Source organism: Collimonas sp. OK412, from assembly GCF_900112135.1.
GTDB classification, from domain to species: domain Bacteria; phylum Pseudomonadota; class Gammaproteobacteria; order Burkholderiales; family Burkholderiaceae_D; genus Collimonas; species Collimonas rhizosphaerae.
Genome location: NZ_FOLC01000010.1, coordinates 26,211 through 47,376, shown reverse-complemented (window position 1 = coordinate 47,376; position 21,166 = coordinate 26,211). Strand labels below are relative to the sequence as shown.

Here is a 21,166-nt window from a genome sequence, read left to right as displayed (position 1 = left end):
CGGACAGGCTGCAACCATGGCCGGGCGTTCAAGAGCCGGCCCAAGGCAACAGCTTACTCTTTCCTCAATTGACTCAGCCGCACCATCTGCGCCGCGACGTTCAGCGCCGCCAGCATGCTGCCATGGTCGGCCCGGCCCAGGCCGGCAGCGGCGAGATCGAGCGCAGTGCCATGATCCACCGAAGTGCGGATGAACGGCAAGCCCAGCGTGATGTTGATGCCGTGTCCAAAGCTGGCATATTTCAATACCGGCAAACCCTGGTCGTGATACATCGCCAATACGCAATCGGCACCTTCCAGGTATTTTTGCTGGAACAGCGTATCGGCCGGATAAGGGCCGCTGACGGCAATGCCGCGCGCCTTGGCGGCTTGCAGCGCCGGCGTGATGATATCGATTTCTTCGCGCCCCAGGTAACCGCCTTCGCCGGCATGCGGATTCAAACCCGTCACCAGGATGCGCGGCTGCGCCAGGCCGAATTTTTTCTGCAGATCGGCATGCAGGATATCGATGGTGCGGCTCAGGCTGTCAAAGGTGAGCGCTGCGGCGACATCTTTCAGCGCCAGGTGGGTGGTCGCCAGCGCTACCCGCAGCGGCGGCGTGGTCCGGTCCGTGGCCAGCATCATCACCACCTGTGCGGTCGCGCTTTTTTCGGCAAGGTATTCGGTATGGCCGGTAAATGGCACCCCGGCGTCATTGATCGTGCTTTTTTGCAGGGGCGCGGTGACCATGCCGTCGAATATCCCCTGCTGTGCGCCGCTGATCGCAATATCCAGCGTACGCAGCACGGCCCGACCGTTGCGCGCGTCCAGCTGGCCCGGCTGCACGTGGGCATCCAGGGGACAGTCGATCACGGCAATCTGGCCATGGGGGAAATTCGGCAGGCCGCTGTTGCGCAAGGCTTGCTGCGACAACGCCACGAGCCGGATCTGCGGATCGATCTCGGCGGCGACCATCGCCAGGAAAGCGGCGTCGCCAATCAGTACGCTGTTGATTTCGGCGCGCAGCTGCCAGGCGGCCTTGATCGCGACTTCGGGACCAATGCCGGCCGGCTCGCCGCAAGTGACGGCCAATATCGGCCTTGGCGATGTAAGCGGGGTTGCAGCCGCTTGCGCGGCCGGCTGATCAGACATGCGCTACCCTCAAGGCTGGCTGGTACACAGCAATCAACGGTCGTCGTTACGGTATTCGACGTATGTGCGGTCACGCAATTGGCGCAGCCACTCGTTCGCGGCCTCTTCCGTCTTGCGTTCACGAATCGCCATCCGTGCTGCCAGGCGCTGGCGTTCCTTGGATACGTCGTTAGCCTTGCGCTCCACTACCTGGATCAGGTGATAGCCGAACGGCGATTCGACCGGATCACTGACCTGGCCCGGCTTCAACCCATCCATCGCGCGTTCGAATTCCGGCACGGTGTCGCCGGGGTAAACCCAGCCAAGGTCGCCGCCCTTGGAAGCCGACAAATCGTTCGAATACAGTTTGGCCAGCTCTTCAAACGTCGCAGCCTTGTTGTCGATGCGCTCTTTCAGGTCGGCCAGGCGGCGGCGTGCTTCTGCCGCCGTCACGGTTGGCGTCACCTTGATCAGGATATGCCGCACATGGGTCTGCTGGACCGGCGCCGCGGCAGTATCGGCCGCTGCCGCAGCTGCGCGCTTGTTCACCAGCTTGATGATATGAAAGCCGTTGGCGCTTTTCAGGATGCTCGATACCTGTCCCGGATTCAGATTCGCGACGGCTTCCACAAACAGCGCCGGCAGGCGGTCTTGCGGACGCCAGCCCATGTCGCCGCCGGTCAGGGCGTCGCTGGCATCGGAATAAGCGGCGGCGACAGCGGCGAAGTTGCCGCCCGACTTGATTTGCTGCATGGCTTCTTCAGCCCGCTTGGCGCGCTGTGCAATCTGTTCGGCCGAAGCATTCTCCGGCACCCGGACCAGGATCTGCGCCAGGTCGAGTTCCTGAGCGGTTTGCTTGTTGCTGCTTTCAGCGGCGAGGTAGTTGTCGACTTCCGATTCGGAAATCTGGATCTTGTTGTCGACTTCACGTTCACGCAGCCGCTGCAACAACATTTCCTGGCGAATTTCTTCGCGGAAAGATGCATAAGGAATCTTGTCCTGCGCCAGCTGCTTCTGGAAATCCGCCATCGACAATTTGTTCTGCTCGGCGATCCGGCTGATCGCCCGGTCCAGCATGACATCGTCTACCGACAAGCCATTTTCTTTCGCCAGCTGCGTTTCGGCGCGCTCAAGGATCATGCGTTCCAGCAATTGTTTTTGCAGCTCGGCAACCGGCGGCAATTCGATATTCTGGGCGCGCATGCGCTGCACCACGTCGCTCATGCGTTTCGCCAATTCCTGCTGGGTAATCACGTCCGTGTTCACCACCGCGACGATAGCATCCACGGTCTGCGGATTTGCCTTGGCCGCGGCTGGCTTGGCAGCCGGCGCCGTAGTTGGCGCAACCGCCGGCGGCGTCGTCGATGCGGCTTGGGCCAAGGCGCCGCCGGCAGTAACGGACAACAGCGAGAATGCCATTGCAGCGAGTTGGATTTGATTGGTTTTACGCATAATTGGAAAAACGTTCATAAGTAAAAATGACGGATTCAACGGCTAATGAAAGAGTCGGGTTGATTAACATTCTGATAACCTGGGACACTGCTGCGCAGGGCTTGCATCGGATTGGAGCCGATACTTGACAAACCATTCAACTCAAGTTGCACGAATATACCTGTAGTCGTGCGGGTTGACGAGGTCGGCGTGCGTTGTCCAACCACGCGGAAGACCCAGCAATCGGCCTTGTACTCAAGTCCAAGCAGGCTTTGCCCGACCGTTTTTTCCTGCAGGGAATAACTGACGCGGCCCACGCCGTACCAGCGGCGGCTCAGCGGCCACTGTGCGGAGAGGTCGAATTGCTTCAGGTACTTATTGTCCAGCAGCAGCGGATCGACGTTATTGTGGTCCAGCTGATAGGAGAAATTGATGACTTTTTTCGGGCCCGGCTGCCACTTGATGTTGGAGCTGGCGCGCACCCACTGGTTATTGCTCTGGCTATACTGGATCGTATTGTCGATGCCCAGCGCCTGCGTCACCTGCCCGCCTGCCGACAGCAGCAGATCCGAACGGCTGGTGGTGATCGTATCGGTAGTTCCGCCCAATGAAACGCGCGGCGGGGTGAAATAAAACCGCTGGCCGATACCCAGGCGCAAGCGCTCTATGCCGGACTCTTCGATAAAGCGCGAGATCACGGCAGCCGTCAGCTGGTTGGCGTCGCCGATACGGTCATGGCCGGTATACCGGTTCTCGGTAAAGATCTGGGCGAAATTGAAATCGGCGACACCGCTGTCGAACAGCGGATACTGGCTCTGGTCACGGAAAGGCGTGCGCACATAGAACAGCCGCGGCTCCAGCGTCTGCGTCATCGGGTTGCCGAAAAACTTTGCGTCGCGCTCGAAAATCAAACCGCTGTCCAGCGAGAAGGTTGGCAGTACCCGGCTATAACTATTTCCCAAGGGGGTTTGGCCCGCCGGAATCGGATTCGGTATGTCGAATTTATTCGGCGAGATGTTATAGGAGGTTGCATCCAGCTGGATCTTTGGCGTGATGAAATAGCCGGGGCGAATGATCGGGTAAGAAAGCTGCGGATTGATATAGATGCGCTCGCCGCCCAATGGCAGCAAGGTGCTGCTGGTATATGTGGTGCCGCTGCCTTGCGGAAAATCGTATTGGCCATTCCTGAAGCGGGTGTATTGCGCGGTCACGTTCCAGTCAAACCCGTAAATATCCTGCTTGCCTGCATTGAGGGTGACTTGAGGCAGGCGGTCATAGGGGCGGCTGAGCGTCGGATTTCCATTGGAATCGAAATCCTGCAATACCTGATAGCGCGATGCCAGCGCTGCCACGTTCCAGAATGAACCGGTATAGTTCAAATCGAATTCCCGATTCAGGGTCCGGGTAGAACTTTGGGTAATCGAACGCGAAAAATCGTCGGGATAATTATTGTCCGAGGCGAAGTTGACATTCCAGCCCATGGTGAAACCAGGCGCCAGCGTCTGCAGATGAATCGACTGCACGGCATAACGATTGGTCTTGGTCAGCTTGTCGTCGGGCAGATACTCGATCTTGGTCTGGCCGCTATAGCCATCCCCTATGTAGCGGGCGTCGCCGCCCATCTGCAGACCGCGCTGGGTGATGATGTTGGGGTACAGCGTCAAGTCGCGGTTAGGGGCGATATTGAAATAATAAGGCAGGTTGAACTCGAAGCCGCCGTTATTGGTGGTCCCTATGATCGGCGGCAGCACGCCTGACTGGCGGTCGTTCGACAATGGGAAAGACAGGATCGGCGAAGCAAGGATGGGCACGCTCTTGAAATACAGCACGCCGTTATGGGCAGTCCCCTCGCCCAGCCCGCTGTCGACATCCAGCGTACTCGACTTGATATACCAGTCCGGCTTGGTGCTCGGGCAGGTAGTGTAGGTGCCGGTGATGACTTTTGACTTGTCCTCGTCGATAAAATCGATGCGTTCCGCGCTGCCGTGGCCGTCATTGGCCTTGAACCAGTATGTCGGATTCGTCAGGAAACCTTGCCCCGAATCCATATTCAGCTTGAGATCGTCGCCGGTGTATTTGTCGCCGTAGCGGTTCATGCGCACGCAGCCGTGGGCTTCCGCCTCGTTTTCGACAATCCGGTAGGTCGCCTTGTCAGACTTGACGTTGGTCTGGCCGCGCGTCATGTCCACGTCGTTATCCAGGTTGATCAGCCGGTCCGGCCGGCCGGTCATCTGCTCGGCCTCAACCGTGGTCGGCGCGTCGCTATCGTTGACACGCGGCGGCTTGATGCTGTTTTGCGTGGTGGGAACGGCCGGCGTGACCGTTTCGGTCGTTTGCGCCCATGCCCACATTGGCATGTACGCTGCCGCGACGACCGAAGCCACCAGGATAGTCATGCGCCGCAAGGCAGGCAACTGGGACGCGGCCCGGCCTGGAGCGGCCCGACCGAGCGCGGCCCGACCGAACGCGGCCCGACCTGAACATGACTGGAATTGCTTAGGAAGCGCTGAGGAGGACCGGGTCATGAAATGAATTTGGCAAACACCATAGCAGGCGATTTTTTGAATTTAATCCCTTATTATATGGGAACTCACCACCGATAACCGTAATACTGGATTGCTCAATGCCTTTGTCACCGTCTGCCCCTGCCCTGCCCGATCTGCGCCAGACCCAAATTGTCGAATGGCTAACTGCGCTTGACGCCGTGCCAACCGTCCCGTCAACCCTCCGCCCTGCCTCTGCCGACGCCAGTTTCCGGCGTTATTTCAGAATCGACACGGCCGCTCCAGGAACAGTCGGGGCCAAGACCCTGATTGTCATGGACGCGCCGCCGCCGCAAGAAGACGTGCGGCCGTTCATCGAAATTGCCGGGCTGTTTGCCGGCATCGGCCTGTCGGTGCCGGCAATCCTGGCGCAAGACCTCGAACGCGGCTTCCTGCTGCTGTCCGACCTCGGCTCCACGACTTACCTGCAGCAATTGAATGACGACAGCGCGCCGGCGCTATACATGGATGCCATCGACGCCCTGGTGCTGCTGCAAACCAAAAGCCGGCCGGACGTATTGCCCGAATACGACCGCGCCTTCCTGTTGCGAGAATTGCAAATATTCCCCGAGTGGTACCTGGGCAAGCACCTGAAGGCAACCCTGACCGACCAGCAAACCGCGGACCTGAACAAGGTATTCGACGCCATCCTGGCCAACAACCTGGCGCAGCCGCAGGTATTCATCCATCGCGATTACCATTCGCGCAACCTGATGGTGCTGCCAAGCGGCAATCCCGGCGTGCTGGATTTCCAGGGCGCGCTGTACGGCCCGATCACCTACGATATCGTTTCGCTGCTGCGCGATGTCTACATCCAGTGGGAGGAAGCGCAAGTGCTCGACTGGATGATCCGTTACTGGGAACGCGCCAAACGCGCCGGCCTGCCGGTCGCGACCGACATCGACACCTTCTACCGCGATTTCGAATACATGGGGCTGCAGCGCCACCTGAAAATCCTTGGCCTGTTCGCGCGCCTGCATCACCGCGACGGCAAGGAAGCCTACCTGAAAGACATCCCGCTGGTCATGGACTACGTCCGCAAGACGGCATTGCGCTACCGCGAACTGATTCCGCTGGTGCGTTTGCTGGACAAGCTGGAAGACAAGGCTGTGCAAGTCGGTTATACGTTCTGATGGCAACCCGGGTAAAACATCCATGAAAGCCATGATTTTTGCCGCCGGCCGCGGAGAGCGCATGCGCCCGCTGACCGACACCCTTCCCAAGCCCCTGCTCAAGGTCCGCGGCCGGGCGCTGATCGTCTGGCACATCGTCAACCTGGTGCGCGCCGGCATCACCGAAATCGTCATCAACCACGCCCACCTGGGGCAGATGATCGAAGATGCGCTCGGCGACGGCAGCAAATTCGGCGCCACCATCGCCTACTCGCCGGAAGCCGTGGCGCTGGAAACCGCCGGCGGCATCGCCAACGCCCGTCACCTGCTGGGCGAAGCGCCGTTCGTGGCGATTGCGGGCGATGTCTATTGCCCGCATTTCAATTTCGAGCAAGTCAAGAATACGCTGGAAGACAATGACATCTGGGGCCAGCCCTATGCAGCGGACAAGCGCGACAACGCCTGGCTCTACCTGGTGAAAAACCCGGTCCATCATCCGCAAGGGGATTTCGGCCTGCATAGTTTTTCCGTCAGCAACGACGGCGAAGCCGGCCAGACCTACACCTATTCCGGCATCGGGGTGTATCGTCCAGCCATGTTCGACACCGTCAGCCCCGGCCAGTCCGAAAAACTGGTGACCTTGCTGCGCGAATACGCGGCACGCGGCCAGATCGGCGGCGAAGTGTATCGCGGCGACTGGACCGATGTCGGCACCATCGAACGCTTGAACCAACTGAACGCGCCGCTGTAATCGTCAATACATAAGCGGCAGCAACCCAACCTATTCCAGAAAGACGCCAGCATGACTCCTTACAGCACACGCCGCAGCAAACTGATTGCGCAAATGCAGGCCATGGGCGGCGGCGTCGCCATTATCTCGACCGCGCCCGAAGCCGCACGCAACGCCGATTCCGACTTCCCCTACCGCCACGACAGCAGTTTCTATTACCTGTCCGGCTTCACCGAACCGGACGCCGTGATCGTGCTGGTGGCCGGCAAGGATCCCAAGACGGTCTTGTTCTGCCGCGAAAAAAACCTGGAGCGGGAAATCTGGGATGGCTTCCGTTTCGGCCCGGCCGCCGCGCGCGAACAGCTCGGTTTCGACGCCGCCTATGCGATCGACGCTATCGACGAAGAAATGCCGAAGCTGCTGGCGGATGCGCCGGCGATCTTTTACTCGCTGGGCAAACAAGCCAACCGCGACGCCCAGCTGCAAGGCTGGCTCAACAAGCTGGGCGGGCAGGCCCGCGTCGGCATCAGCGCGCCGGCCACCATCCACAGCCTGGATCCGCTGCTGGCCGAGATGCGCCTGTTCAAGGACGCCGGAGAGCACGCGATCATGCAGCGCTCGGGGCACATTGCCGCCGGCGCCCATTGCCGCGCCATGCGCATAGCGCGCCCCGGCTTGCGCGAGTACCATCTGGAAGCGGAAATCCTGCATGAATTCCGCAGCAACGGCGCCGAATCGCCCGCCTATACCTCGATCGTCGCTACCGGCGCCAACGCCTGCGTGCTGCACTACCGCGCCGGCAACACCGAGCTGAAGGACGGCGACCTGGTGCTGATCGACGCTGGCTGCGAGTTCGAAAGCTACGCTTCCGACATCACCCGCACCTTTCCCGCCAACGGGATATTCTCCGGCCCGCAAAAAACCTTGTATGAAATCGTGCTGGCGGCGCAGCACGCGGCGATCGCGGCCACCCGGCCGGGACAGCGCTTCATCGATGGCCACAACGCGGCGCTGCGGGTGCTGGCGCAAGGCATGCTGGATACCGGCCTGCTCGACAAGAACAAGAGCGGCACGCTCGACGACGTGATTGCAAAAGGCGATTACCGCCAGTTCTACATGCACAGCACCGGCCACTGGATCGGCCTTGACGTGCATGACGTCGGCGCCTACCGTGAACCCGGCGAAGCGGCTCCCGAGGGCCAGCAAAAACCGTGGCGCAAGCTGCAGCCCGGCATGGTCACCACGGTCGAGCCAGGCATCTACGTGCGTCCGGCCGAGGGCGTGCCGGAGCAATACTGGAACATCGGCATCCGCATCGAAGACGATATCCTGGTCACCGCCGACGGCAACCTGAACCTGACCAGCGGCGTGCCGACATCGGTGGCCGAGATCGAAGCATTGATGCGCAAGTGACGTCCATGGCAACGGCAAAAACAGCGGCAACGCCCACCATCGTCGTGTTCGACCTCGGCGGCGTTCTTTTCGACTGGAACCCGGATTACCTTTACCGCAAGCTGATCGCCGATGAGGCCGAACGCAAATGGTTCCTCGCCAACATCTGCAACGGCGAATGGAATCTCCAGCAAGATGGCGGCCGCCCGTTAAGCGAAGCGACTGCAACGCTCAGCGAGCGCCATCCTGGCCACGCACAATTGATCCATGCCTTTTACGCACGCTGGACCGAAATGCTGAACGGTACGCTGGCAGAAGGCATGGCGATTTTCGAGGCGCTGGAAACAGCCGGCGTGCCGCTGTACGCCCTGACCAACTGGTCGGCCGAAACTTTTCCCTATGCCCGCAAGACCCATCCGTTCCAGCCCGTCCTCCAGCGCTTCAAGGATGTACTGGTGTCCGGCGAGGAAAAACTGGTCAAACCGGATACGCGCATTTATCAACGCATGCTGGAGCGCATCCGCAAGCACTATCCCGGCGCACAAGCGGAACACCTGGTGTTCATCGACGACGTCCAGCGCAACGCCGACGCTGCGCGTGCGCTCGGCTGGCGCGCCATCCACCACACATCTCCCGAATCGACCGCAGCGCAATTGCGTGCGTGGGGTTTGCCGGCATGAGCGAGCATATCGACCAGCCTCGGACCGACGCCGACATCGCCATCTGCGGCGCCGGCCCGGTCGGCTTGAGCATGGCGGCCTTGCTGGTGAAACGCGGCGTGGCAGCCGACCGCATTGCCCTCATCGACGCCAAGACAGTCGAGCAGGCACGCCAGGATCCGCGCTCCCTGGCGCTGTCCTACGGCAGCCGCCAGATACTGCAAGAGATCGGCGCCTGGCCGGTTGCCGCCACCGCCATCCACCAGATCCATGTGTCGCGCCGCGCGCATTTCGGCCGCACGTTGATCCAGCGCGAAGAATTCCAGCTGCCGGCGCTTGGCTATGTCACGCGTTACGGAACCCTGGTGACCGCGTTGGCGGCACTACCGGCGTTGGCGGGCGTGCAGTTGCTGAGGCCGGCGCAGGTCAGCGCCAGCACCGAGCAGGAAGACTGCGTAGAGCTGCAATTGTCCGACGGCCGTGCGTTGCGCAGTAAATTGCTGGTGCAAGCCGAGGGCGGCCTGTTCGGCGCCCAGGACGACAAGTCGCTGCAGCGCGATTACGAGCAGATCGGCATCGTCGCCCATGTCCAGGGCAGCGCGCCGATTGCGCACCGCGCGTTTGAGCGGTTTACCGACCAAGGGCCGCTGGCGCTGCTGCCGCAAGACGACGGCCAGGGCAACAACTACGCCTTGGTATGGTGCGTGCGCCCCGCTACCGCCAGCCAGCTGCTGGCGCTGGACGATGCGGCGTTCCTGGCGGCGCTGGCGGAAGCTTTCGGCGGCCGGCTCGGGCGCTTTACCAAAACCTCGGCGCGCAACAGTTTTCCATTGGGCTTGAATGCACGCCCGGCAGCGTCCGCCAGGACCGTCGCCATCGGCAACGCCGCGCAAACCCTGCATCCGGTTGCCGGCCAGGGATTGAACCTGGGCCTGCGCGATGCCGCGGTCCTGGCGCGCCTGCTGGCCGGCGGCACGGAGCCCGATACGCTGCTGCGGTTTACCGCCGCCAGGCAGGCAGACCGGAGCCTGACGATACATCTCACCGACGTCATGGCGCGGATCTTCGCCAGCGCCCCCGACGGCGCGCTGTCGCAAACCCTGCTCGGCCTGTCGCTCGGGCTGGTCGACGTGGTGAAACCGGCCAGGCGCTTGCTGGCGCAGCAAATGATGTTCGGAAGGCGCTGAATCCGCGCCTGCCGCACGATAAAAAAAGCCGCGGCAGTTTTACCTGCCGCGGCTTTTTTACAAGGACAGCCGACGCTTACTCGATCGCCTTAGCCATATCTTCAATCACCTTCTTGGCGTCGCCGAACACCATCATGGTCTTGTCCATATAGAACAGTTCGTTGTCCAGCCCGGCATAGCCCGAGGCCATCGAACGCTTGTTGACGATCACGGTCTTGGCTTTGTACGCTTCCAGGATAGGCATGCCGGCAATCGATGACTTCGGATCCTTGGCAGCCGGATTGACGACGTCGTTGGCGCCCAGCACCAGCACCACATCGGCCTGCGCGAATTCGCTGTTGATGTCTTCCATCTCGAACACCTGGTCGTACGGCACTTCGGCCTCCGCCAGCAGCACGTTCATGTGGCCTGGCATGCGCCCCGCCACCGGGTGAATCGCAAACTTGACGATGACACCCTTGTGCGACAGCTTTTCAGCCAGCTCCATCAATGCATGCTGGGCACGCGCCACCGCCAGGCCGTAGCCGGGAACGATGATGACGGTTTCGGCATTCCCCAGCAGGAACGAAGCATCGTCAGCTGAGCCGGATTTCACCGGGCGCTGGGCCTGTGCGCCAGCCGATGTCGCAGCAGCAGCGTCGCCGCCGAAGCCGCCCAGGATCACGTTGAAGAACGAACGGTTCATCGCCTTGCACATGATGTAAGACAGGATCGCACCGCTCGAGCCGACCAGCGAACCGGCGATGATCAGCATCGAGTTGTTCAGAGAAAAACCGATGCCGGCAGCGGCCCAGCCTGAATAGCTGTTGAGCATCGACACCACCACCGGCATGTCGGCGCCGCCGATCGGGATAATGATCAACACGCCCAGCGCAAACGCGATGATGGTCATCAGGATGAAGGGCAGCCAGGACTGCGTCAGCACAAAGATCAGCCCCAGTCCCAGCATTGCCACGGCCAGCAGCAGGTTGATGAAATGCTGTCCGCGGAAACTCACCGGCGCGCCCTGGAACAGGCGGAATTTATACTTGCCCGACAATTTGCCGAAAGCGATCACCGAACCGGAGAAGGTAATCGCGCCGACGAAGGTGCCGATGAACAGTTCGATGCGGTTGCCGACAGGCAGCGCCTCGCCGTGCGCGGCAATGCCGAAAGCCCAAGGCTCGGACACCGCGGCCACCGCGATACACACCGCTGCCAGGCCGATCAGCGAGTGCATCGCCGCCACCAGTTCCGGCATCTTGGTCATCTCTACCCGCTTGGCCAGCATGGCGCCGATGCCGCCGCCCACCACCACGCCGCCGGCCACCAGCCAGAAGCCGAGGCCGGCGCCCTGCGATTCGGCCTTCAGCTTGACGATCAGGGCGATCGTGGTGACGACCGCAATCGCCATGCCGCTCATGCCGAAGACATTACCGCGCCGCGCCGAAGACGGATGCGACAAACCCTTGAGCGCCTGGATGAAGCAGACCGAGGCGATCAGGTACAACAAGGTCACCAGGTTCATGCTCATTGCTGCGCTCCCTCTTTTGCGGCAGGTTTTGCCTTAGGCTCTTTTTTCTTGAACATTTCCAGCATGCGCTGGGTCACCAGGAAGCCGCCGAATACATTGACGGCTGCCAGCGCCACCGCCAGCGTGCCGGCGACCTGGCCGACGATGCCTTCGGTCAGGCCGGCCGCCAGCATGGCGCCGATGATGATGATGGCCGAAATGGCGTTGGTGACCGCCATCAACGGCGTATGCAATGCCGGTGTGACGGTCCAGACCACGTGGTAGCCGACGTAGATCGCCAGTACGAAAATGATCAGGTTGGTGATGGTGTGCGTGACTTCCATGGTTTCCCCTTGATAGAAGGACAGCGTTGCCGATTTGCCCAGTTGCCTTTCAGCATTCGCCTTAGATTTTCTTGAGGCCGGTGATCCGGTTGTTGTCGTCGACAAACACCACTTTCGGCACATGGCTGCTGGCCTCTTCATTCGAAAGCGGGGCATAGGTACAGATGATCAGCAGGTCGCCCAGGTGGGCGCAGCGCGCAGCGGCGCCGTTCAGCGAAATCTCGCCGCTGCCGCGCTTGCCGCGGATCGCATAGGTCGAGAAACGCTGGCCGTTGTTGACGTTGTACAGCTCGATTTTTTCAAACTCGCGGATGTCTGCCGCTTCCAGCAGGTCTTCATCTATCCCGCAAGAGCCCTCGTAGTGCAGGTCAGCTTGGGTAACGGTTGCGCGATGGATCTTGGCGCGCAGCATGATGCGTTGCATATCTTGTTTCTCCAGTTTTACGAAGCCGCCGGCCAAGGCCGGCTGCCCCTTTACAGCCATTGATTAAATCGGTACTTGTCTTGCGCAGCTTATTTGCGTCGCTTAGTTGCGCAGCACTTCGCCGCCGCTGCACAGCAAGGTGGCGGCCACGATATCGTCCTCGCGGTTGATCACCAGGCCGCCTTCGGCGTTGATGATCAGCTTGAGGAAATCGAGCAGGTTGCGCGCATACAGCGCCGAAGCATCGGCCGCCACCAGCGCCGCCAGGTTGCCTTCGCCGATGATATGGACGCCATGCTTGACGACGGTCTTGCCGCTTTCCGACAAGGGACAGTTGCCGCCCTGGTCGACCGCCATGTCGAGGATCACCGAACCTGGCTTCATGGCCTTGACGGTGTCTTCGCTGATCAGCACCGGCGCTTTGCGGCCGGGAATCAGGGCGGTGGTGATGATGATGTCGGCCTGCTTGGCGCGCTCATGCACCAGTTCAGCCTGGCGCCGCATCCAGTCAGCCGGCATCGGCCGCGCATAGCCGCCCACGCCCTGGGCGATTTCCTTTTCTTCGTCGGTAACGAAAGGCACGTCCAGGAATTTTGCGCCGAGCGACTCGATCTGCTCCTTGACCGCGGGCCGCACATCGGAAGCCTCGATCACCGCGCCCAGGCGCTTGGCGGTGGCAATTGCCTGCAAACCGGCAACGCCGGCGCCCATGATCAGCATGCGCGCCGCCTTGACCGTACCGGCGGCGGTCATCAGCATCGGCATGAAGCGCTGGTAGGTATTGGCCGCCATCAGCACTGCCTTGTAGCCGGCGATATTGGCTTGCGACGACAGCACATCCATCGATTGCGCGCGCGAAGTGCGCGGCGCCGCTTCCAGTGCAAACGCGGTCAGGCCGTGGCTTGCCATAACAGCAATATTGTCGGCATCAAAAGGATTCAACATGCCGACCACGACCGTGCCGCTTTTCAGCAAGGCCAGTTCATCGGCGCCGGGAGCGCGCACCTTGAGCACGGTTTCAACGCCGAACGCCGCGGCGGCAGTGACTATCTCGGCGCCTGCGGCGGCGTAGGCTTCATCGGTAATGCTGGATGAAATGCCTGCGCCGGACTGCACCAGCACCTGGTGCTTGGCTGCCACCAGCTTCTTTACCGTCTCCGGAGTCGCAGCAACCCGGGTTTCGCCAGGCCGCGTCTCGGCGGGAATGCCGATTTTCATGTACTTCTCCCACTATGTTAAGAATTCTTGGATTTGCCGAGGGCGGGATAACGCGCCACGCCCCCAGGCCAGGCGGCTCTTCAACCCTGCCCTGCAAATTAGCTGTATGGAATCTTACACGGAAAAATTGCGGCTCAACAACCAGAGGTCTTGATGTAGGTTATTTATCCTAAAATTAATCCCCCGTTGTGAATATGGCTACAATCACACCCGCTTTCTGTGCTAAGACGCTGCGCCGCCTTGAGCCGCTTCCCATCGAAAACCGGCAGGCAAGTTAAAATATCGGATTAACCGAGGAATTTATGACTGACGTTTGGAAACCCTCCGTCACAGTTGCCGCGATCATAGAGCGCGACGGCCGCTTCTTGCTGATTGAAGAAGCGACCAGTGACGGCATCCGCATCAACCAGCCAGCCGGCCATCTCGATCCCAACGAGTCGCTGGTGCAGGCGGTCGTGCGCGAAACGCTGGAAGAAACCGCGCACGACTTCACCCCTACCGCGCTGGTTGGCATGTATATGGCGCGTTATGTATCGGCGCGCACCGGCAAAGCGGTCACTTACTTGCGTTTCGCCTTCTGCGGCGATCTCGGCGCACGGCATGAGCAGGCGCTCGACCATGGCATCTTGCGCACCTTGTGGATGTCGCGCGACGAACTGGCGGCGTGCACGGAACGCCACCGCAGCCCGCAAGTGCTGCTGTGCATCGACGATTACCTGCGCGGCCAGCGCGCGCCGCTGACCATGCTCAACACCCATCCCAGCGCTTGCGGAGCGGCCCATGTCTAATAAAAAACGTGTAGTGATCGGCATGTCGGGCGGTGTCGACTCCTCGGTGTCGGCCTGGATGCTGAAACAGCAGGGTTACGAAGTGATCGGCCTGTTCATGAAGAACTGGGAAGACGACGACGATTCCGAATACTGTTCGACGCGGCAGGACTGGATCGATGCGGTCAGCGTGGCCGACGTGATCGGGGTCGATATCGAAGCGGTCAATTTTGCCGCCGAGTACAAGGACCGGGTATTCGCCGAATTCCTGCGCGAGTACCAGGCTGGGCGCACGCCGAATCCGGACGTGCTGTGCAACGCCGAAATCAAGTTCAAGGCATTCCTCGACCACGCCATGAAGCTAGGCGCCGACCTGATCGCCACCGGCCATTACGCGCGCGTGCGGCAGGCCGATTCCGGCCGCTTCGAACTGTTGAAAGCGGTCGACGCCAGCAAGGATCAAAGTTATTTCCTGCACCGGCTGAACCAGTCGCAACTGTCGCGGACCCTGTTCCCGCTGGGGGAAATCCAGAAAACCGAGGTGCGCAAGATCGCCGAGCAGATCCAGTTGCCGAATGCCAAGAAGAAGGACTCGACCGGCATCTGCTTTATCGGCGAACGGCCGTTCCGCGAATTCCTGAACCGCTACCTGTCTTATAAGCCGGGACCGATGAAGACCCCCGATGGCGATGTGGTGGGCGAACATGTCGGCTTGAGTTTTTACACGCTGGGCCAGCGCAAGGGCATTGGCTTGGGGGGCATGAAGACGCACAAGAATGCGGGCGGCGATAGCGATCCCTGGTATGTCGCCAGGAAAGATGTGGAAAACAACACCTTGTACATCGTCCAGGGGCATGATCATCCGTGGCTGCTGTCGTCGACGCTGCAGGCTGGCCAGCTCAGCTGGGTGGCGGGAGAAGCGCCGGGCAGCGGCCAGCTGTCGGCCAAGACACGCTACCGGCAAGCCGACATGGCCTGCGCGTTTGACAGCCTGCTGCTGCCTGGAACGGAAAATTTCGCGCTCAGGTTCAGTGATCCGCAATGGGCTGTCACCCCGGGGCAATCCGCGGTGCTGTACGACGGCGATGTCTGTCTCGGCGGCGGCATCATCGAATCGTCCGGCAACATCGCCTGATTCCTGGTTTTTTCCTGGTTTTGCATCTTCCTGGTGCAAAACCAGCGTTCCTCTACAGCCGGCTGTCCCGGCCTGCATCGATTCCCGCTTCTGCTTAACGTGGTTTGGTTGCGCACCGCACCAAAAAGTTCCTTTTTATTATTGCCATATCAGGAATAGTCAATTTCCAATATGACCATTTATTGTTGATCGTGATGCCTCTACACTTGCTTCATCGATGGGCGCAACACACAAGCAATATCAACCAATGCAAGTGCGCCGCTCACCGAGGCAGGACCCGACGGGCTGCACAATGCCTGTTCCGCCGAGCCCGGTGCCATCAACCACTTATCGGAGAAAAACATGAACACGAAACAAATTATTGCTGGCCTCGCAATTTTGGCTGCCGCTGGCAGCGCCTTGGCCGACGCTCCATATCCACCTGAAACACCGTTTGTTTCGGCCAAATCGCGCGCCGATGTCCAGGCCGAACTGGCACAAGCCCAGAAAGACGGTTCGCTGACCGTTGCCCGCAACCAGTACCCTGTAGTTGCAGCCGTAGGCCAGCCGGAAACCCGCGCTGACGTAGTCAGCCAGCTCGACAAGGCAGAGCCATCGGTCTATAGCGGCAACTAAACTGTAAAAGTATCTGATGCAACACTGATCCAGCGAGTTTCAGAGTTACACAAAACGCCAGCCTAGCTGGCGTTTTGCTATTATTCAGGCATATCCTCGTTCACCGCGTAACCCGGGGTTTTAGTGTAGTGCAAGCGCTGTCGGCAAATAAGCGTTCAGACCTCTCTAATCATTACAATTTGGGTTTCCATGCGGTTATATTCCATCTTCCAGCGTCCTCCCTCGGCCAAGCTTCTGCTTGCCGCTTCCTTGGCGCTCTTGTTAAGCGCCTGCGCCGACTTTTCAGGCATCGACAAGCAATCCAGATTAACCGACGGCAACGCGCTTTCCGGCGGCGCCGCACTGGCCAACCTGAACAAGACCGCATGGCCGACCAGCGCCTGGTGGCAAAGTTATCGCGATCCGCAACTGGACGCCCTGGTGCAGCAGGCGGTGGCCGGCAACCCCAGCCTGAAGATCGCCCAGGCGCGCATCCGCCAGGCTTCGTCGCTGGCCGGCGTAGCCCGCGCCGCCACCCTGCCCAAGGTCGGCGCCGAAGCGGCCAGCACGCGCGGCTTGTACTCCTCCGAATACATCTTCCCGCCGCCGCTGGGCGGCAGCTGGAACTGGGACAATGAAATCACCGTCAAGGCCAGTTACGACCTCGACCTGTGGGACAAGGACCGCAGCGCGCTGGAATCGGCGCTCGACAACGTCCACGTCAGCGCCGCCGAAGCCCGCAGCGCGCAGCTGAACCTGGAAGTGGCGGTAGTGCGCGGCTACCTGCAGCTGGCGACGCAATACGCCCTGCGCGATATCGCCGTCACCACGCTGGCGCAGCAAACCTTGATCGCCAGCTTCGCCCAGCGCAGGCTGGCGGCAGGCCTGGGCACCCGGCTGGAAGTCAGCCAGGCCGAAACCGCCTTGCCGGACGCCCGCGCCAATATCGAGAAAATCGATGAAAACATCGCCCTGCTGCGCAACCAGATTGCGGCCTTGAGCGGCAAAGGCCCCGGCAGCGGCGAGACGATCCAGCGGCCGCAGCTGGCGGCGCGCCTGGTCGGCGCCGACAACAGCACGCCGCTCGCCATAGGCTTGCCCGACAACGTGCCGGCGCACCTGGTCGGCCGCCGCCCTGACGTGATCGCGCAGCGCTGGCGGGTGGAAGCCATGGACAAGAATATCGATGCCGCCAAGGCAGCGTTCTACCCGGACATCAACATCTCCGCCTTCGCCGGCCTGCAAGCGCTCGGTTTCACCAACTTCCTCAGCGCCGCCTCCGCGGTACGCGGCGTCGGACCGGCGATTTCGCTGCCGATCTTTGAAGGCGGCCGCCTGCGCGCCAACCTCGGCGCCCAGACCGCCGCTTTCGACGCCGCCATTGAAAGCTACAACAATACGCTGGTGCAAGCGCTGCAAAGCGTGGCCGACCAGATCGTCAAGCTGAAATCGCAGCAACAGCAGCGCGCGCAGTCGGAACAGGCGCTGGCGCTGTCGAAGCAATCCTATGACCTGGCGATGCGCGGCTACCAGGCCGGGCTGACCGCCAATATCAACGTGATCCAGACCCAGCTGGTCCTGCTGCAGCAGCAGATACGCGTAGCGCAGATCCGCGCCAGCTACCTGGATAACTGGGCGCAGCTGATGCAGGCGCTGGGCGGCGGCCTGGGCGACGATTTGCCGCAGCCGGCCGATGCCGTGGCGGCAGGAAAATAAGCAGCGCCGACCATGAGCGAGATTGCAAGCAACCGCGAAAGCTGGCTGGACCACCTGAAGCATGCCGCCGTCAGCTGGCTGGAGGGCCATGGCCAGGACCTGCTGTATGTCAGCAAGATCCTGCTGGCGACCCTGCTGGCGTTGGGCCTGTCGCTGCTGTTCGACCTGTCCAGGCCGGGCACCGCAATGATTACCGTGGTCATCGTGCTGCAGCCGCGCAGCGGCCTGGTGCTGGCCAAGGGCTTTTATCGTTTCATCGGCACCTCGGTCGGCGTCATCATGTCGATCGTCCTGGCCGCTTCGTTTTCGCAACAGCCGGTCCTGTTCCTGGCGGCAGGCGCCTGCTGGCTGGCTTTCTGCACCGCCGGCTCGACCGTCTTCCGTAATTTCCAGTCGTATGCCTTCGTGCTGGCCGGCTACACGCTGGTCATCGTCGGCCTGCCGGCGGCGCTGCAGCCGGACCAGGCTTTCGACATCGCCATGACGCGCCTGAGCGAAGTGATGCTGGGCCTGCTCTGCGCCGGGGTGGTCAGCGACGTGCTGTTTCCCAAGCGCCTGTCCGATGTCCTGCTGCTGACGGTGCGCAAGCGTTTCGCCGATTTCAAGACCTTCATCGCGCTGGATGACGTAGCTCCCAGTTCCCGGCCGGCGCGCGAACGCATGGTGCTGCGTTTTATCGGTGAAGTGATTTCCCTGGAAGCGCTGCGCACCTCGTCGGTATTTGAAAGCGCGACCGGGCATCTGCAAAGCCTGCAGCTAAGGCAGCTGAACAACGCGTTCATGACCGCTTCCACCACCTTCCACTCGCTCGACCAGCTGTTCGGCCGCCTGCAAGCCGGCGGCAAACTGAGCACGCTGAACGCCTTGCTGATGGAATATAAAGCCATCGTGCGCGCCCTCTCCAGCCAGGACCGGACGCAGCTGGCGCAAGTGCGCCTCGCGCTGCCGCAGCGCCTGGCCGCCTTGCGCCGGGGCCTGGCGACGGCCAACGGCAGCACCGGCGACAGCAGCCACGTGCTCGATTTCGACTCCGCCGCCGAGCTGCTGGCAAGGTTCGCCGATGAGTTGCAGGTCTATGCAAGGATCCATGCCGTCGTAATCCAGACTGAAATGCACATGCCCGACGACGTCCAGCTGCCCGCGCACTACGTCGCGCGCACCGACCCGACGCTGGTGCTGACCTCGGCGCTGCGAGCCGCGATCGGTTTCGGCATATCGTCGCTGTTCTGGATCGAATCGGGCTGGGTGTCCGGCACCGATGCGGTAGTCATGGCGACGGTTGTCAGCGCCCTGTTTGCCGCCGCCCCATCGCCCATCAAGATCGTGCGGCAATTCATGATCGGCGGCGCGCTAGGCGGTTTTTTCGGTTTCCTGTCGGCCTACTACCTGCAATCGCAAGCCGAAAATTTCGCCATGCTGTGCATCGCGCTGGCGCCGTTCATCCTGATTGGCGCCTGGCTCACTACCACAAAAAAATACTCTGGCATCGGCACCGGCATACTGCTGTTTTTCTTTTCCTACGCCAGCATCGGCAGCAACTACCAGTTCGACATGCCGGCGCTGCTCAACGGCATGGCCGGCGGCCTGATCGGGGTCGCCGTCGCCTCGGTCCTGTACCAGGTCATCGATCCGTCCGACAGCCGCTGGATCAAGCGCCGCCTGGCGCGCGCCCTGCGGCGCCAGGTGGAGGAAGCCTGCAACCGGCCTCTGCCGGGCTTGCTGGGCCGCTTTGAAAGCGGCACCCGCGACCTGCTGTCGCGTTTTGCGATTACCCATTCGCTGGACAACCCGGACGACCGCGACATCATGACCTGGCTGCTGTCGGTGCTGGAAACCGGGCGCGCCGTGATCCAGCTGCGCCAGGAAATGCTGGCCGTCACGGACCGGCAAGCGCACGACCGGATCGAGCAATCCATACGCGGCATCGCCTATCTGTTTGCCCGCCCCAGCCAGGCGCGCTTGCGCGCCGCACTCGATGCCGTGCTGGCGGCGATCGCCGTGTGCGGCGCACTGCCTGCGGTGCTGGCCAACCTGCACCTGATGCGCGGCGCCATGCTGGAACGCGTCACCGTGCTGACGCCGGCCGAAACCTCAACCACCACTTCGGAGACTTGACCATGCCGCGCGAAATCGCACTCCTCGATGCGCTCATCCCGACCTTGCTGCTGGTGTTCATCGGCTGCCTGTTCCTGCAGATGGCGATCGACTGGATCTTCACCCGCCTGGGCCTGTTCCGTTACGTCTGGCATCCCAGCCTGTTCCGTATCGCCCTGTTCTTTTGTATTTTCGGCGGCGCCGGACTGCTGCTGCACGCTACCTGATTTGCCATAAAAATTCGCCGTAAAAATTTACCTTTAGGCCGACATGAAATCCTCAAGCATTATAAAAACCCTGCTGCAAGTGGCGATTACGCTGATTGTGGTCCTGATTGCCTTCCTGCTGGTGCGCGCGCTGTGGGACCGCTACATGAATACGCCCTGGACCCGCGACGGCCGGGTGCGCGCCGACGTCATCAGCGTCGCCGCCGATGTGTCCGGGATCGTGGTGGCGGTGCCGGTGGCCGACAACAGCTATGTGCACAAGGGCGACCTGCTGATGAAGATCGATCCTGCGCGCTATACGCTGGCGCTGGCGCAAGCCGAAGCGACGGTGGCTGAACGGCGCATCGGGCTGAGCACCAAACAGCGCGATGCGGCGCGCCGCGCCAAACTGGATGGCGACGTGATTTCCAATGAAAACCGTGAAAATTCGAGTGCCGATGCTTCCGCCGCCCAGGCCCAGTACCAGGCCGCCCTGGCGGCGCGCGACAGCGCCAGGCTGAACCTGGACCGCACCGAAATCCGGGCCACGGTGGACGGCTGGATCACCAACCTCAACGTGCACGCCGGCGATTTCGCCCAGGCCGGCACGCCCAAGCTGGCGGTGATCGACGCCAATTCGTTCTGGGTGTACGGTTATTTCGAAGAGAACAAACTGCCCTTGATGAAAGTCGGCGACGCCGTCGACATGCGCCTGCTCGGCAGCGAACAGCTGATCGGCGGCCATATCGACAGCATCTCGCGCGGCATCACCGATCGCGACAATGCGCTGGGCAGCTACGGCCTGGCCAACGTGAATCCCAGCTTCAACTGGGTCCGGCTGGCGCAGCGCGTGCCGGTGCGCATCCATATCGACAAGGTGCCGGACGGCGTCACGCTGGCGGCAGGCATGACTTGCACCGTGATTGTCAAACCCGGGGAGCGGCCGGCGGCAAAACCGTAAAAATGATGCGAAGCAGGCAGCGCAAGGAATCGCCCGCACCCGCAGCCGATAC

19 protein-coding genes are annotated in these 21,166 nt (G+C 61.4%); 12 read left to right on the top strand and 7 right to left on the bottom strand.

Annotated elements, in window-relative coordinates:
* Positions 1 to 53 precede the first annotated feature (53 nt).
* The 3 genes from pdxA to BM062_RS12465 form a co-directional block, all read right to left on the bottom strand.
* Positions 54 to 1,130, bottom strand: coding sequence for a 4-hydroxythreonine-4-phosphate dehydrogenase PdxA (pdxA, locus tag BM062_RS12475; protein ID WP_092397268.1), 1,077 nt, complete (start codon positions 1,128 to 1,130; stop codon positions 54 to 56).
* A gap of 33 nt (positions 1,131 to 1,163) precedes the next feature.
* Positions 1,164 to 2,528 carry a peptidylprolyl isomerase gene (locus BM062_RS12470; RefSeq protein WP_254785053.1) on the bottom strand — a complete coding sequence of 455 codons (1,365 nt, stop codon included), beginning with the start codon at positions 2,526 to 2,528 and terminating at the stop codon, positions 1,164 to 1,166.
* 68 nt (positions 2,529 to 2,596) lie between these two features.
* Positions 2,597 to 4,936: an LPS-assembly protein LptD gene (locus tag BM062_RS12465; protein ID WP_254785052.1), complete on the bottom strand. Its 2,340-nt coding sequence runs from the start codon at positions 4,934 to 4,936 to the stop codon at positions 2,597 to 2,599.
* Positions 4,937 to 5,163: 227 nt separating this feature from the next.
* On the opposite strand from BM062_RS12465, the gene BM062_RS12460 reads away from it, so the two are divergent.
* Genes BM062_RS12460 through BM062_RS12440 form a run of 5 tightly spaced genes read left to right on the top strand, consistent with a single transcriptional unit; the run spans position 5,164 to position 10,163 of the window.
* Complete coding sequence (locus BM062_RS12460; RefSeq protein WP_092397262.1) at positions 5,164 to 6,216, top strand: aminoglycoside phosphotransferase family protein; 1,053 nt, start codon at positions 5,164 to 5,166, stop codon at positions 6,214 to 6,216.
* Between the two features lie 22 nt (positions 6,217 to 6,238).
* Entirely contained in the window at positions 6,239 to 6,946 is a 708-nt protein-coding gene (murU, locus tag BM062_RS12455) for an N-acetylmuramate alpha-1-phosphate uridylyltransferase MurU (protein ID WP_092397260.1), read from the top strand.
* A gap of 51 nt (positions 6,947 to 6,997) precedes the next feature.
* Positions 6,998 to 8,338 (top strand): aminopeptidase P N-terminal domain-containing protein, encoded by a 1,341-nt coding sequence (locus BM062_RS12450; RefSeq protein WP_092397258.1) that lies wholly within the window; start codon positions 6,998 to 7,000, stop codon positions 8,336 to 8,338.
* Between the two features lie 5 nt (positions 8,339 to 8,343).
* Entirely contained in the window at positions 8,344 to 8,997 is a 654-nt protein-coding gene (locus tag BM062_RS12445) for an HAD family hydrolase (protein ID WP_092397256.1), read from the top strand.
* Complete coding sequence (locus BM062_RS12440) at positions 8,994 to 10,163, top strand: UbiH/UbiF/VisC/COQ6 family ubiquinone biosynthesis hydroxylase (RefSeq protein ID WP_092397254.1); 1,170 nt, start codon at positions 8,994 to 8,996, stop codon at positions 10,161 to 10,163. The genes BM062_RS12445 and BM062_RS12440 overlap by 4 nt, the downstream gene beginning before the upstream one ends.
* Before the next feature lie 76 nt (positions 10,164 to 10,239).
* Here the strand turns inward: BM062_RS12440 and BM062_RS12435 are convergent, their stop codons facing one another.
* The 4 genes from BM062_RS12435 to BM062_RS12420 all read right to left on the bottom strand — a co-directional run bounded on the left by BM062_RS12435 (position 10,240) and on the right by BM062_RS12420 (position 13,641).
* Positions 10,240 to 11,676, bottom strand: coding sequence for an NAD(P)(+) transhydrogenase (Re/Si-specific) subunit beta (locus BM062_RS12435; RefSeq protein ID WP_092397252.1), 1,437 nt, complete (start codon positions 11,674 to 11,676; stop codon positions 10,240 to 10,242).
* Positions 11,673 to 11,999: an NAD(P) transhydrogenase subunit alpha part 2 gene (locus BM062_RS12430; protein WP_092353619.1), complete on the bottom strand. Its 327-nt coding sequence runs from the start codon at positions 11,997 to 11,999 to the stop codon at positions 11,673 to 11,675. The genes BM062_RS12435 and BM062_RS12430 overlap by 4 nt, the downstream gene beginning before the upstream one ends.
* Before the next feature lie 61 nt (positions 12,000 to 12,060).
* Positions 12,061 to 12,423 (bottom strand): aspartate 1-decarboxylase, encoded by a 363-nt coding sequence (gene panD, locus BM062_RS12425; protein ID WP_092397482.1) that lies wholly within the window; start codon positions 12,421 to 12,423, stop codon positions 12,061 to 12,063.
* A gap of 102 nt (positions 12,424 to 12,525) precedes the next feature.
* On the bottom strand, positions 12,526 to 13,641 hold the full coding sequence (locus tag BM062_RS12420) for a Re/Si-specific NAD(P)(+) transhydrogenase subunit alpha (RefSeq protein ID WP_092397250.1): 1,116 nt from the start codon (positions 13,639 to 13,641) through the stop codon (positions 12,526 to 12,528).
* Between the two features lie 302 nt (positions 13,642 to 13,943).
* On the opposite strand from BM062_RS12420, the gene BM062_RS12415 reads away from it, so the two are divergent.
* From BM062_RS12415 to BM062_RS12385, 7 genes are all read left to right on the top strand, one after another.
* A complete protein-coding gene (locus BM062_RS12415; protein WP_092397248.1) occupies positions 13,944 to 14,429 on the top strand; it encodes an NUDIX hydrolase in 486 nt (161 codons plus the stop codon).
* Entirely contained in the window at positions 14,422 to 15,543 is a 1,122-nt protein-coding gene (mnmA, locus tag BM062_RS12410; RefSeq protein WP_092397247.1) for a tRNA 2-thiouridine(34) synthase MnmA, read from the top strand. Before BM062_RS12415 ends, mnmA begins: the two co-directional genes overlap by 8 nt.
* Before the next feature lie 342 nt (positions 15,544 to 15,885).
* On the top strand, positions 15,886 to 16,158 hold the full coding sequence (locus BM062_RS12405) for a DUF4148 domain-containing protein (protein WP_092397245.1): 273 nt from the start codon (positions 15,886 to 15,888) through the stop codon (positions 16,156 to 16,158).
* A gap of 249 nt (positions 16,159 to 16,407) precedes the next feature.
* Positions 16,408 to 17,853, top strand: coding sequence for an efflux transporter outer membrane subunit (locus tag BM062_RS12400; RefSeq protein ID WP_254785051.1), 1,446 nt, complete (start codon positions 16,408 to 16,410; stop codon positions 17,851 to 17,853).
* Positions 17,854 to 17,865: 12 nt separating this feature from the next.
* The gene (locus tag BM062_RS12395) at positions 17,866 to 19,968 is read left to right on the top strand and encodes an FUSC family protein (protein WP_092397241.1); all 2,103 of its coding nucleotides are present in this window, start codon (positions 17,866 to 17,868) and stop codon (positions 19,966 to 19,968) included.
* A gap of 2 nt (positions 19,969 to 19,970) precedes the next feature.
* The gene (locus BM062_RS12390; RefSeq protein ID WP_092397239.1) at positions 19,971 to 20,174 is read left to right on the top strand and encodes a DUF1656 domain-containing protein; all 204 of its coding nucleotides are present in this window, start codon (positions 19,971 to 19,973) and stop codon (positions 20,172 to 20,174) included.
* 43 nt (positions 20,175 to 20,217) lie between these two features.
* Entirely contained in the window at positions 20,218 to 21,114 is an 897-nt protein-coding gene (locus tag BM062_RS12385; protein ID WP_092397237.1) for an efflux RND transporter periplasmic adaptor subunit, read from the top strand.
* Positions 21,115 to 21,166: the final 52 nt, after the last annotated feature.